The sequence below is a fragment of the Paenibacillus sp. A3M_27_13 genome (assembly GCF_024213315.1).
In the GTDB taxonomy this organism is placed as follows: domain Bacteria; phylum Bacillota; class Bacilli; order Paenibacillales; family Paenibacillaceae; genus Paenibacillus; species Paenibacillus polymyxa_B.
In genome coordinates, this window is sequence record NZ_JANAVE010000001.1 from 358,795 (window position 1) to 372,071 (window position 13,277).

Annotated in this window: 12 protein-coding genes and 1 pseudogene; 2 read left to right on the plus strand and 11 right to left on the minus strand. The window is 45.9% G+C overall.

What is annotated here, in order from left to right:
• Positions 1-17: 17 nt before the first annotated feature.
• The 9 genes and pseudogenes from NLX82_RS01655 to NLX82_RS27495 all read right to left on the minus strand — a co-directional run.
• On the minus strand, positions 18-800 hold the full coding sequence (locus NLX82_RS01655; RefSeq protein WP_023989060.1) for an STM4013/SEN3800 family hydrolase: 783 nt from the start codon (positions 798-800) through the stop codon (positions 18-20).
• The gene (locus tag NLX82_RS01660) at positions 793-2,133 is read right to left on the minus strand and encodes an STM4014 family protein (protein ID WP_076159241.1); all 1,341 of its coding nucleotides are present in this window, start codon (positions 2,131-2,133) and stop codon (positions 793-795) included. The genes NLX82_RS01655 and NLX82_RS01660 overlap by 8 nt, the downstream gene beginning before the upstream one ends.
• A 66-nt stretch (positions 2,134-2,199) precedes the next feature.
• Positions 2,200-3,042: an STM4015 family protein gene (locus NLX82_RS01665; RefSeq protein WP_023989062.1), complete on the minus strand. Its 843-nt coding sequence runs from the start codon at positions 3,040-3,042 to the stop codon at positions 2,200-2,202.
• A 222-nt stretch (positions 3,043-3,264) separates the two neighbouring features.
• Positions 3,265-4,731, minus strand: a complete 1,467-nt coding sequence (locus NLX82_RS01670; RefSeq protein ID WP_023989063.1) for an efflux RND transporter periplasmic adaptor subunit — start codon at positions 4,729-4,731, stop codon at positions 3,265-3,267.
• A gap of 68 nt (positions 4,732-4,799) precedes the next feature.
• Positions 4,800-6,317 (minus strand): DHA2 family efflux MFS transporter permease subunit, encoded by a 1,518-nt coding sequence (locus NLX82_RS01675; protein WP_023989064.1) that lies wholly within the window; start codon positions 6,315-6,317, stop codon positions 4,800-4,802.
• Between the two features lie 15 nt (positions 6,318-6,332).
• Positions 6,333-6,986, minus strand: a complete 654-nt coding sequence (locus NLX82_RS01680) for an HlyD family secretion protein (RefSeq protein ID WP_023989065.1) — start codon at positions 6,984-6,986, stop codon at positions 6,333-6,335.
• A 356-nt stretch (positions 6,987-7,342) separates the two neighbouring features.
• A complete protein-coding gene (locus NLX82_RS01685; protein WP_023989066.1) occupies positions 7,343-8,155 on the minus strand; it encodes a hypothetical protein in 813 nt (270 codons plus the stop codon).
• Between the two features lie 20 nt (positions 8,156-8,175).
• On the minus strand, positions 8,176-8,634 hold the full coding sequence (locus tag NLX82_RS01690) for a flavodoxin (RefSeq protein WP_034095047.1): 459 nt from the start codon (positions 8,632-8,634) through the stop codon (positions 8,176-8,178).
• 107 nt (positions 8,635-8,741) lie between these two features.
• A pseudogene (locus tag NLX82_RS27495) lies at positions 8,742-8,885 on the minus strand (hypothetical protein); the annotation flags it as partial.
• A gap of 364 nt (positions 8,886-9,249) precedes the next feature.
• On the opposite strand from NLX82_RS27495, the gene NLX82_RS01695 reads away from it, so the two are divergent.
• Together NLX82_RS01695 and NLX82_RS01700 are read left to right on the plus strand one after the other, a co-directional pair.
• Positions 9,250-10,113, plus strand: coding sequence for a class I SAM-dependent methyltransferase (locus NLX82_RS01695; RefSeq protein WP_028540694.1), 864 nt, complete (start codon positions 9,250-9,252; stop codon positions 10,111-10,113).
• 9 nt (positions 10,114-10,122) lie between these two features.
• The gene (locus tag NLX82_RS01700; protein ID WP_023989069.1) at positions 10,123-10,869 is read left to right on the plus strand and encodes an RluA family pseudouridine synthase; all 747 of its coding nucleotides are present in this window, start codon (positions 10,123-10,125) and stop codon (positions 10,867-10,869) included.
• A 137-nt stretch (positions 10,870-11,006) separates the two neighbouring features.
• On the opposite strand, the gene NLX82_RS01705 is transcribed toward NLX82_RS01700, so the two are convergent.
• Both NLX82_RS01705 and NLX82_RS01710 read right to left on the minus strand, forming a co-directional pair.
• Positions 11,007-12,509, minus strand: a complete 1,503-nt coding sequence (locus tag NLX82_RS01705) for a DHA2 family efflux MFS transporter permease subunit (RefSeq protein WP_028540693.1) — start codon at positions 12,507-12,509, stop codon at positions 11,007-11,009.
• Complete coding sequence (locus NLX82_RS01710) at positions 12,493-12,978, minus strand: MarR family winged helix-turn-helix transcriptional regulator (RefSeq protein WP_023989070.1); 486 nt, start codon at positions 12,976-12,978, stop codon at positions 12,493-12,495. The genes NLX82_RS01705 and NLX82_RS01710 overlap by 17 nt, the downstream gene beginning before the upstream one ends.
• Between the last annotated feature and the right edge of the window lie 299 nt (positions 12,979-13,277).

Here is a 13,277-nt window from a genome sequence, read left to right on the forward strand (position 1 = left end):
CTATATTTCTATTTGCTCTATAATATAAATTCGCGGTAAGGCACATTCCAGACTACCTCATGCGCCAGACGATGTCCTTCATAGCCGTCTTCCCCATAAGCTGTACCATGATCGGAAAAAACCATACAAAACGTTTTGCCCCGATTTCGTAAGGCATCAAACAAACGTCCAAGTTCACCATCCACATACCGCAAGGCTGCCCGTTGAGACTCCACTGAATCTTTAGCAGAGCCCTTCACAAAATAATGATTTGGCCCATGAATCGCTGATACATTCAGAAACAAAAACAAGCGCTGCGACGGGTCTGTATTCCCCAACAGTTTCAGAGCATGATTCACCTGATTCTCCGTCGAACGGGGGTTGGTAACGCCAAAGTTCATACGCCAGTAGCTTTCTTGAAAATATCCAGGCAGCACCTTGGCAAGCTTATTTTTCTTCGTGAAAAAAATAACGCCGCCGATACAGATGGTCCGATAACCTTCACCCTCTAGCCCGGACACAATATCCGGGGCATCGAACAGCCAGGTATGTGGATGCGTACGCAGCCCCGTATCCTTTGTGTGAAACAGACGGATATGTGAAGTCTTATCCGTATTCGCCGGAGTCGGCAAAAATCCGCCAAAAAAAGCATGATGTGCAGCATAGGTAAAGCTACCCGGTGTATGGCGCTTTTCCCACGACCCGGAGCCACACAAATTCGGACAGTTCTCTTCCTCCAGCTTTGCTACATCATAACGCAGGGTATCCAGCGTAATCATGACAATATCATGAGAGCCGACAATTTGGTTCATATCAGTCATATCTGTCTTTCCTTTCCCTAACCACGCTCCTATTAGCGAGGTGCTGCATTTCCCATTCATACGGATTCCAACCCTGATGTTCAACCCGGTACAGCAAATCACCGAACGGATTAACATCCAACACATAGGGACGACCCCCATGAGCCGGAACAAGCACATCCAGCCCAGCGACCATGGACGCCGGAAAAACACTCATAGCAGCTTTCGCAGTAAGCTGGACCGATTCCACCGTACTCTGTGGTAATCCGGCTTCCTTCAGCGAGAGCCGCTCATTACGCAAATGCAAATTGGTAATGGGACTGTGGCTCAAACGCAAAACCGCATGGCAAGCTTCTGATCCGCACACGAGTTGACGCACATCATAAACACGCCCGTTCAGGGTCGCTTTGGGAATCCAGCGCTCCACATGTACCCCTTCCAGGCATAGCCAGTTAAGGATAGCATGAATGTCCTGCTTATTCGTATAACGACGTAATCGTCCGGCATTATAATACACGCGCTGTCCGTGTATGATTTCCGTTCCAATCGTGGTCACCGCCAGTTCCGCGTGTGTATGGGGATGTACCTGATAGGCCATGACACCAGAAGCACCGGACCCACAAAATATTTTCACAAATACGCGGTGAAACCCGCTCTCCTTCATTGCCGTGTGCAGATCATCAACATCACGAAATGCACCACCTGAAGATGCAAGTACTGGCGGGACCCTTATGTCTGCCTTGCCTAAATCGGCGCTACAACGCCGTTTGTCGAACATCACGGCCACTTCCGCCGGATCATTCATCCAGTGTGACGAGGGCCAGAGCAGAGCCACTTCATCCCGCAGCCAGGCCAGCAGACGGCAATAGCCCCGGAACCATTGTGCCGGGTGCCAAATACGACCGTGCTGCTCCTGCAGACGTCGCGCTTCTGCCGCCGCTATACCTGTGCCTTGTGTCCATTCGGGCCATGGCAACAGAGAATCGTCTCCCTCAACATCCGAGGCGCCCAGAGCAATCAACTCACGCTCTACCTCAAAGTTTTCGCCCGGTGCATCCAGACGAAGCAGCGGACCACTGTCCATCTGCCCCGCCAGTAACTGATCAATGCTCTCTTGCACAAAAGAACTGCCATTCACGCTATCCTGCGTAGCTCGTGCAGCTATTCGCAACATCAGCTCGCTCAGACCTTGTTTCTGCCGAATAGCTTCCAGCACATTCTTATAGGAAACCTCCAGAGCGGGCGGAAGCTTTAATCTGCTTCGCGCCTCCTGCAGCCCGGTAGTTCGACGATTCCCCGGATTACCGAACAAGATAAACGGCTCGCTGACATTACAGTCTGACATCCTAACCATAGAGCCGCCTCACTTTAGATCATTTTAATTTTGAAAACAGTCCGTTTTAGAAATCCATTTAACAAATTACTCAGTCAGTGATGGATAGCGCCAATCATCTTCCTCATCCGCTTCTTGTTGATCTTCCACGTTCACAGATAGACCCGAGCTTTTCCAACGTTGCATCATTTCACTAGACATATAATGATAGCTCAAATCCAGATGCTTCAGCCCTTTTATACTTTCACTAGCCAGCAGCGCTTCTGCACCTTTATCAGACAACGTACCTTGTGAGAGATCCAGCACTTCCAGCTGTCCAATCACAGGGGCATTAGCTGCTGCAATTGCAATTTCATCCTGTATTTCACTATCTTTGAGTCCCAAGTATGTAAGTTTGGGAAAAGGATTGCTGTCCAAGAACGGCAAAATATCATTGAGGTTACCGTCAAAACCATAGTCCTCGACACCCAAATACAGTTCCAGCTTGCGCAGTTCAGGCAGTTCGGCATTACGTATTTGCTGAAGAACCCTCGCAGGCAGGCCACCACAGATAATAACCAATTCCTGAAGATGGCTATGACGAAGCGGCTCCAAGCTCAGGTCCTGGCTTCCTTTGATATGAAAGGACTCCAATGCTGGAAACGCTTCTAACAACGGGGACAGATTCGTCTGGTTAATCCATGAAACCTCACACTCATCATATTCCATATCACCAATAAACAGTTTGCGTATCTTAGGGAATTGATCTTTGAGCTTCACTAACACTGGGATAAAATCCTCTGGTGAACTTTCATAGGCGCCGCCCCAATCTCCAATGATGAGATCAGTAATTTGCGCGCTCTCCGGCTTGGCTGCCAGTTCCTCAATAGATTTAGCCATCGTTTGGCCATTCTCATAAGCTTCATAATCCACTACCAATTTCACTTCCATCTTACAATTCCTCCGATCGCTTGTCTGAGATCTCGTAAACTATCTATTTCCAATTTAGTCTATCCTATTCTACCAATGTTCGTCAAAAATAGTCCTATATCGACATCAATCCTATGTAAAATGTGCTCAATGAAATAAAAACAAGACAGCCCGCTAAGAAGGCTGTCTTGCATATTCACAATAAACTTCTACTATTATATAGTACGTGAGTTTAGAGCCAAATTATTGGCTAATTGTAATCGGTGAGTTATCGGACAGCAATGCCAGATTATTCACGATCACATTCTCCTCATTGCTCAAACCACTGGTAACGAGTGTTTGGGAACCTGCCGTCTGAACAGTCTTCACTTCCTTACGTTTCGCATGGTCTCCGTTTACAACATATACATATTCTTTACCTTGATCCTTTTGAACTGCCGCAGTAGGAACCACAATGCCTTCTTGTGCATTGGCAGCGACAAAGCTGATATCAGCCAACATACCGGATTTCAGTTTCGTGTCTGGATTCGCTACTGAGATTTTTACAGGATAGCCTTTTCCACTTGCATCCAACGGGCTTACATTTTTAACTGTACCTGTTGTTACAATGTTGGAAGCTGCAACACGAACCTGTACCTTGTCACCTGCTTTTACATTGTTGATCTGTTCCGCTGGAACATAGATCAAAGTATTGACTGTACTCAGATTAGCGATGACCAGTGCAGGAGACTGAGCGGATACCATTTCGCCCACTTCTGCATTTTTCGTACCCACAATACCATTGATCGGTGATGTAACAACGGTGTCATCCAATGCATCCTGAGCAATGTTCACATTCAGCTGAGCCTGCTTAAAAGATTGTTGGCTGGACTCGATAACCGCAGTATTTTGAGATACTTTGAGCTGATTTTGCGCATTACTGTAACCGCTATTGGCATTACTATAGCTATTTTTTGCTGAATCATAGCTGTTGCGAGCTGTAGTTAGGGCCTTCTGCGCAGCTACCAACTGATCTTGCGCATTAGCCTGAGCATTTTGTGCATTATTGTAAGCCGCTTCCGCATTCACAACTGCTGTTTTGGCTTGTTCTAATTGTGCTTGGGTACTCGCACCTGCATCAAATAGACTTTGTGTGCGTGTTACATTTTTCTGTGCATCTGCCAAAGCTTGCTGCGTTTGTTTCACCGTATTGGCTGCCGAGGAGACACCATGTGTTGCTTGTTCTACGGCTGTAGTGGCTTGATTAATAGCCCCCTGTGCCTGATTGATTGCGCTTTGGGATTGAATCACGCCGCTCTTGGACTGCACTAAGCCCGAGTTTGCTTGAACCATCGTAGATTCGTGGGATGCTTGAGCGGTGCTTACTCCGGCTGCTGCCGCAGCTGCTGCGGCGCGGGCTTTCGCAACATTATTCCGCATGTCCTTATCATCAAGCTTGAACAGTACTTGACCCTTTTTAACCTCGGTGCCAATATCCACAGGCAGTTCAACCACTTTGCCGCCCACTTTAGGCACGATGTTCACCGTCTCCGAAGGTGTTACGGTTCCTGTATAAATATTTCCCTGTCCGATAATTCCCTGCTGTGCTTGGCTGATTTTAACCGGAACGACCATATCCTGAGCCGCCCCGCTATTACTGGAGCAGCCTGCCAGCACTGCGCCGCCGAGCACTAAAGCCGCTAATGTACTTTCTACTCTCAATATTTTCATGATAATTCCCTTTCTTTCTGTCCGTGGAAATAATGTAAGCCATCCAGTCGTATTTTATAGTTCTTTGGTTATGCTTCCGGCTGTGTCTTTGCTTTCTTCCTCTGAATAAACAAAAAGATTAGTGGAATCGTGCAAAACAGCGGTATGGATGAAATGAGGAACGTATCCCCAATTCCTCTTGATGTAGCATCCAGTGTGATTAAACTACTTATGGATGACATCCATGAGCTGCCCAATGTCGCTTGTAGCGTATGAGCCGAGTCTGGTGTAATGGACTCCGAAATTTGCTGGGCATGAGCAGCCGAACGGCTTTGCATAATGGCGGTTAGCACCGCAATCGCCATAGATGCAGCCACAGTACGTACCAGATTGGACGCTGTAGACGCATTGGCTACCTTGCTCGGATGAACGGCATTCATGCCGACCGTGGACAATGGCATCATGCAAATACCAATTCCCAGACCCCGTAATGCCATTACGGTTTCCAACCAGGCATGCGAAGTATCTGGCGTAAGCTGGTGAAGATGATAGGTCATAAAGCTGGTTAGCGTCAGGCCCACAAGTCCCAAAGGCACAATGCCGAACTTATCGAACAGCTTCCCGGCAATAGGCATCATAGCCGCCATGGCAATGGCCTGTGGAATGAGGATAATACCGGTATCAATCGGTGACACACGCTGGATATTTTGCAAAAACAACGGTGTTAGGAACGTTCCTCCGTACATCCCCATCATGACCAGACTGGAAGCAATAACACTAATCGTATATTTTGAATTCTTGAATAATGAGATTTCAATTACCGCATTATCCTTCCCGCTTTCTACATAGATCAGAAAAACAAGTGCCCAGAAAGCAACAAACAGCAAGGATACAATTCCAAAAGAAGTCCAGCCATCACGCTGTCCGTTTGTCAGTGCGTACAAAAGTGTTCCGGCACAAGTTGCGGCCAGCAAAAAGCCCGGTAGATCAAACGGCTTCGGCTCTACTTTAGGCGGTTCTTTGATTAGAAGAATAACCATTAAAATTGCAAATAAAGCAACTGGCACACTGACAATAAACAAGAACCGCCAGTTAAACCACTCAATTAAATATCCGCTGAGCGTAGGCCCTACAGCCGGCGCTGCCATTGCGGCGATCCCCCATATACCAAGGGACATACCGATTTGTTCACGCGGCATAATTTTGTAAATAATCGTCATACTCAGCGGCATAATAACACCACCGCCCAGACCAGCCAGCACCCGTGCTGCGATCAGGGAAGAATCACTCCATGCAAAAATACATATTCCCGTTCCCAGCGAAAACACGCTGAGCGCAAGAATCAAAAACTTTTTGTATCCGAGGCGCTGCTCCATATATCCGGTAATCGGTACAATTACACCAGATGCAAGCGTGTAACCTGTAATAACCCACTGAATACGTGTCGTCGTAGATCCTAAATCCGTCGTCAATCTAGGAATGGCGACATTGATCAGACTGTTGTTCAGAATGGCGACAAAGGCGCCTAAAACGATAGCGAAAAAGGCAAGCCAGCGTTCTTTGGAAGAATCTGTCGAAGGAGCAGCAGCAATATCATTGGCAGCCACATGGACCCCTCCTTTTTAAGGTGTATGAATTTTTACTTCCACGTTCGTTCCAGGGATAAGCTTCATATCCTTCGGCTTGTTCACAGCAATCTCTACAGGCACACGCTGAGTCACCTTGTTAAAGTTACCACTTGTGTTCACTGCAGGAACGAGTGAGAACACGGCGTTGGAGGCTTCGCCCACTTTACGAACTTTACCCTGAATCACCTGGTCACCTGCTGCATCAAGCGTAATATCAACAAGCTGTCCTGGTTTAATACGGTTAATATCGGTTTCTTCAATGTTCGTGGATACGTACAAGCTGTTCATATCCACCATAGTTGCAACAGCACTACCCGGCGATCCGATTTCATGCTCTTTCGAATAAATCTTAATAACGGTTCCGTTGATCGGCGCGCGCAGTACGGACTTGCTGATCATACTCGCATCCAGCCCCGATACATCCTGCTCGGCAATCGGTTCGTTACGCTGAACAACATCTCCTTCTTCCACATCAATGTGGCTAATTTCTCCGGAGATTTGCGGCATTACCTTATATTGATCGGCTTGAATGCGCGCATCGTCACTTTTAACAAAGTGTGTTGCTTGATACCAATAATAGTAGCCAATAGCTCCACCGCTCAGAATGAGCAGTACAATGAGGATTGGCAATACAGTTTTCTTACTCACTTCTTCCACCCCTGTTGTCCAAAAAATTTTATTATTCAACGCTAATATTTTAAAATTGAAATATTAGGCCATTAAACCAAATAGAGAACGTAAATAAACACATGGCAACATTCCATGCAAAAGACAGGACTAACTTTATGTACATAGGACAATCTGATCCATGATCCACAAACCGTCTTTTTATATTTAAATATTTTCATATAACTATTGTACATTGAAATATTATAGATATATTTATCTATTCAGGCAACATAAATTTTCAGTTTTTTCATAATTTTTTTCATAAAAAAGAGCCTTGTTTCCAAGGCTCTTTCACGAAAAGGGATAGTTTACAATTAAAGGGTTACACAGTAACGTTATGAGAAAGGTGTAGGTACAGCTGACCGTTGTTTGCAGTTTTTCGCCCCCTGCCCTTCCTTCGTGTTCCTATTCATTCTATTCCCTTGAGAAGCTTGCTTTTCCATGCAACCCCCGCAACGGCAGCGTTCTGTCGTCCCATGTACATCCTCTTTGGAATCCCGTAATAGCCGCACGTAATCCAGAGATTGCTGTAAAGAAGCAGGTCCCGGAATGAAACGGACCTTCTTGCCTTCTAGCAGACAATATACCTCAATAAGCTGAGGAAGAGCTCCAAATGCATAATAACAAAATACATTTGTCATATGTTGGAACGTACTAATAACGTTAGGGTTATAGTCAACGATGTACTTTTGAATGAGCAGGGAATCTGCTTCTGCTGATAGTTGCCAAGCAGCCTGAACAATAAGCGAAATATTGACCTCTAACTCAGGCACAGACGTACAAAATTGTTCATACAGCATTACAGGTACCAGCAAGTCATTATTTAAGCCACAAATTTTTGACAACTCACCTGACACTTTATTTTTGACATCCCAATAATGGAACAAAGATTCAAAGCTGTCTGACTGCTTGGGCCACCATTTCTCCAGCACATACTGGACAGGGACTTCCCGCCGCACCTCTACTTCCATTCCAAAGTATTCGTTCAGCGCATGCCCTATTGCATATTGAACCCGTTGCCGCCAATTCCAACCCTCACGCCCTCTTTTCCTCTGTGATTGACGAATTGGCTGTGGAGTTCTCCACATCTCCTCAAGCTGATAGTCGTGCAGAAGAGGAAAGGCGCTTAAGCCATCGCTATTGCGCATACCTATCCCTCACTCTCTTCTCAGGACACCCCAATACCCGCCTGTGCAAATTGTCTTCCGTAAGCTCGGCAATTCTCCTTATCATCATCCAATGGATTAAATTCAATCTTCAGACTCTCCTGAATGACCGATGCGCCGCGTTCTTTGACTTTTTCCTCTACCAAGTCCACTGCGCCACAGAATTGCGTATAAGATGTATCTCCACTGCCAAATACTGCGGTCTTTTTACCAGACAAATCAAGCTCGTCTAGTTCCTCGTAAAAATCCAAAAATTCATCAGGAAGCTCACCATCTCCCCATGTATATACACCCAGTAGGAACCCGTCATATGCGAGCAGTTCTTGCGCGCTGCAATCATACGAAGCCTTCAACTCCGCCTCGTGCCCTGCCTGACGGACGCCCTCGGCGATCAATTCCGCGATTTCCTCTGTATTACCTGTCAAACTGGCATAAGCAATCATGATTTTACCCAAGTTCATCCCTCACCTTTATTTGAAATATGGGATGCTTTCACTCCCTGTTACTCAAATAATATTTGATAATGATTCTCATTGTCAAATGTTAATTTCAAAAACTAGGTTTAATCTTATGGAAATATACGCAAAACAGCCGCATTACATGCGGCTGTTGGCAGATAAACTCTATGGATAAACAAATTATTAGTTACAACATAGGTCATTACCTTATAATGCGCTCCGCCAACATGAATCCACGCTTCGGCAGAAGCTTCGAACGAAGGCTTCGTCTACCACAAAACGCTGGCTACAGGCAGTTTAGGCAGTTTGTGTTTAATTAAGTAGAACTTCAGCTGTGTTGATAAAAAAATATTATGTACGTACAATACAATCCGTTTTTCATTATTATGATAAAAAACGGATGGTTGTACGTACAAGTGGGATTGATTTCATTTTAATATGGAAGCGCTATAATTACAAGTACATCCTAGAAAAAATATTTTGGACCATTTGACTACTTACTTATTTATGTAATCATTCGATTGTTGCTGAGGTTTGTTGTACAATAGACTCCATATGGGGATTTCTGTGCAGCTTGCTGCCTGAATCCTGAATTGACTGCTGAAGGATGGATTGTACATGTATGTAGCACAAGAATGGAAAGACTATGAAGTAATGGATACAGGCGGTGGTGAAAAACTGGAACGTTGGGGTGATATTGTCCTGCGTCGTCCCGATCCGCAAATCATATGGCCTTTGGCCCAGGAAACAGCCGAATGGCGTAATGTTCATGGACATTACCACCGTAGTTCCTCCGGTGGTGGCAACTGGGATATGAAAAAACCTATCCCCGAGCGCTGGACAATTAGCTATGGACCGCTTAAATTCCACATTAAACCGACCAGCTTCAAGCATACCGGTCTTTTTCCAGAGCAAGCAGCGAACTGGAGCTGGATGATGGATAAAATCAAAGGCGCAGGCAGACCAATTTCCGTACTGAACCTGTTTGCATACACGGGAGGAGCCACGACTGCTGCTGCGTATGCTGGAGCTAGTGTAGTTCACGTGGATGCCGCCAAAGGCATGGTGCAGTGGGCAAAGGAAAACGTTCAATTGTCCGGTCTGGCTGACCGTCCGGTACGCTTCATTACGGACGACGTATTCAAGTTCGTGCAACGAGAACAACGTCGGGGCAACCGTTATGATGCCATTATTATGGACCCTCCTTCTTACGGACGCGGACCAAACGGAGAAACTTGGAAGCTTGAAGAAAGCTTATACCCGTTTCTCGAATCCTGCATGAGCATTATTTCAGATCAACCGCTGTTCATGCTGATTAACTCTTATACTACAGGTATTTCGCCTACTGTATTGCGCAACATGCTGAGCATGACCATGCAACAAAAGTACGGCGGCCAAATTAGCGCTGGTGAAATTGGATTGCCGATCACACGCTCGGGATTGAATTTGCCTTGTGGTATTCTCGGACGCTGGGAGGCTTAAATTCCTCTTATGACTCAAAATGAACTTACCCGGCATGAGCATGCACAGCCGAATATTCCTGTCCTCTATGAGGACAATCATGTTTTGGCGGTTGTAAAGCCTGTCAATGTTCCAACGCAAGAGGATGCCAGTGGTGATCCTGATCTGTTGTCTTTACTCAAGGAAGATCTAAAAATTAGACACAATAAGCCTGGTAACGTTTTTTTGGGTTTAGTTCACAGACTGGATCGGCCTGTAGGTGGAGCCATGATTTTTGCTAAGACGTCCAAAGCTGCTTCTCGCCTGTCTGAGTCGGTTCGAAGTCGTCATTTTCACAAACTGTATACAGCAGTTCTGAATGGCGTTCCTACGGCCCCACAGGGCCGTCTAACCCATTATCTGCTAAAGGATAGCCGTACCAACACGGTTCAAGCGGTTCGGCCTGGCACGGCTGGTGCGAAGGAAGCCATTTTGGAGTACCGCATGATCGGACAAGCAGATGGACTCAGTCTCGTGCAGATTAAGTTGCACACCGGACGCTCACACCAAATTCGTGTGCAAATGCAGGCGATCGGCTGTCCCCTCTACGGTGACCAAAAATATGGCGGTAATCTGAGCCGGCCCGGTCAACAGCTCGCGCTCTGGTCCTTACTCGCTGGAGCACCGCATCCGGTTAGCAAGGACGATATGAGATTTCACTCGTTACCTCCAGTCCAATTTCCATGGAATGAATGGCCCCGGTCGCTTTATGAGAACATGATTACGTCTGAAATTTGAACCGGAAAGCCCTGCCCTATCTGGATATCAACATCTTCAACCCCATTTGCACAAAGAACCTGCAACGCATGTAAACAAACATGCATTGCAGGTTCTTTTTTTTGCAGAAAATTAAATTAATGCGTCATCCCATCCTTTTATGACGAGGAAGCCACGGACTGCCCCTTCTTGCTGTTTACCAGCTGTTGACGGGGATGGGCGTTTTGTGCATTCGTATTTTTGATGAAAAACGCTAAAATCAGAGCGGCCACACTCAACACTGTTGCAATGATAAAAGCCGAGTTAATCCCATAAATTGTAGCTTGGTTGCCTGCAGCCAGCATCCCCGCTTTATCTGTCACGGTCAGTCCCTCAGATGTAACAATCGATGTCAAACGGTTGCTGCTCTGTGTTGACATCACTGTCACCAGAATTGCCGTCCCAATCGAGCCAGAAATCATACGCAGCGTGTTACTCATCGCCGTACCATGTGCATTCAATCGTTGCGGAAGCTGATTCAACCCGGCTGTTTGGATCGGCATCATCAGCAACGACATCCCGAACATCCGCACCGTATAATTAATTAACAGTGTCATATAGGTGGTTGTTTCGGTCAACCGTGTAAATTCCCAAGTCGTTATAGCCATGATCAGCAAGCCAATTACAGACAACCAGCGTGCTCCGATTCGGTCAAAAATAGCCCCCGTTACAGGAGACATGAGCCCCATCAGAATCGCTCCCGGTAACATTAGCATACCGGACTGGAGCGGTGTAAACCCCCGAATATTTTGCAAATAAATCGGAAGCAATATCATACCGGCGTACAAAGCCATCGTCACAATCACGTTAATGATTGTCGTCAAGCTGTACACATCGTATTTAAAGATACGGAACTCCAGCATAGGCTCATCTGCCTTCAGTTGGCGAACAATAAACAAAATAAGCGCAATAGTCCCAACGATAAGCGTAGACAGGACCGGAATACTTCCCCAACCCGATGTTCCTGCATCACTAAAGCCGTATAATATTCCACCGAAACCGAGCGTAGACAAAATGATGCCGGGAATGTCCAGCTTTGGCTTGGACTGCTCCGTTACATTTTTCAGAAAAATAAATCCGATCACAATCGAAATCACTGAAATCGGCAGGATGATCCAGAACAAAACCCGCCAGTCATAATGCTGTACTATATAACCGGATAAGGTTGGCCCAATGGCTGGAGCAAAACCCATCGCAATCCCCAAGGTTCCCATCGCCCGGCCACGACGCTCTATTGGGTAGATGTTCAAGATAACCACCATCATTAAGGGCATCATGATACCTGCTCCCGCGGCCTGAATAAGCCGACCGATCAGCAATATGCTGAAGCTTGGAGCTACAGCACATAACAGCGTGCCTATTGAAAAAATAGTCATCGCGCTAATAAACAATTTACGAGTGGAGAAACGGGCAATCAAGAACGCGGTCACCGGGATCAATACCCCATTCACGAGCATAAAGCCCGTACTAAGCCACTGAGCTATATTGGCATCTATATTCAAATCACTCATCATTTTCGGTAAAGCCACACTGATCAACGTCTGATTTAATATCGCTACAATCGCGCCAATCAGCAGAGCGGCCACAATGGGTGCTCTGCGTACATTACCTGGTAGTGTCATTTGAGGACTGCTCAAGTTGATTCATTCCCTTCGGTGTTAATTTCATGATCATTTGTTTATGGATATCCAGGACCATCTCTAGCTGCTCCTTCGGGATGTCCAGAATGGGCAAGACGCGCTCCATCCACATGGCGTCTACTTTTTGCATGATATCTTTTCCTTCTGGCGTAAGCGTCAGCACTAAGGATCTACGGTCATGCTCATGCCGTCCGCGAGCAATATATCCCGCCTTGGTCAAGCGGTCAACTACCCCACTCATAGAGCTGCTTCCCACATGCGCTATGTCTGCCAGCTCGGATAATCCGATGTTGGGGCGTTTATTCAGAATTGCCAAAGCCATATGCTGAATGGCCGTCAGATCCAAATGCTGCTCCTCATTCCAGAAGGAATAAAATATCGTTTTGTTAACCTCCCTTACCGATTGAATAATCCGGTACACCTCAAGTCTGTCTTCCTCTCTATCACTCACTGGAACCATCCTTCTTTCTAATATCCAATTGACAATCCATATTCATATACATATACATATACATATACATATACATATACATATACATATACTAGAAACTATTTGCATACGAAATGTTATTTATTCATAACTATTATTTTATCATCTCTTATGTAAATGTCAACATTCACCCAAATATCACCTATACTTCAACACAAAAAAGCGCGGTATGAATACCACGATAGGTATTTACATCCGCGCACTCCTACTTACCTTAAAATGATAATCTGCTGCGTACAGCTACTTTTCATGTAGACGCC

What these genes read in the sequence shown, in the direction of transcription:
- NLX82_RS01695 (WP_028540694.1), top strand. Translation starts at nt 9,250, where the DNA reads ATGTATGTAGCACAAGAATGGAAAGACTATGAAGTAATGGATACAGGC.
- NLX82_RS01690 (WP_034095047.1), bottom strand. Translation starts at nt 8,634, where the DNA reads ATGAACTTGGGTAAAATCATGATTGCTTATGCCAGTTTGACAGGTAAT.
- NLX82_RS01685 (WP_023989066.1), bottom strand. Translation starts at nt 8,155, where the DNA reads ATGCGCAATAGCGATGGCTTAAGCGCCTTTCCTCTTCTGCACGACTAT.
- NLX82_RS01655 (WP_023989060.1), bottom strand. Translation starts at nt 800, where the DNA reads ATGACTGATATGAACCAAATTGTCGGCTCTCATGATATTGTCATGATT.
- NLX82_RS01705 (WP_028540693.1), bottom strand. Translation starts at nt 12,509, where the DNA reads ATGACACTACCAGGTAATGTACGCAGAGCACCCATTGTGGCCGCTCTG.
- NLX82_RS01670 (WP_023989063.1), bottom strand. Translation starts at nt 4,731, where the DNA reads ATGAAAATATTGAGAGTAGAAAGTACATTAGCGGCTTTAGTGCTCGGC.
- NLX82_RS01665 (WP_023989062.1), bottom strand. Translation starts at nt 3,042, where the DNA reads ATGGAAGTGAAATTGGTAGTGGATTATGAAGCTTATGAGAATGGCCAA.
- NLX82_RS01700 (WP_023989069.1), top strand. Translation starts at nt 10,123, where the DNA reads ATGACTCAAAATGAACTTACCCGGCATGAGCATGCACAGCCGAATATT.
- NLX82_RS01660 (WP_076159241.1), bottom strand. Translation starts at nt 2,133, where the DNA reads ATGGTTAGGATGTCAGACTGTAATGTCAGCGAGCCGTTTATCTTGTTC.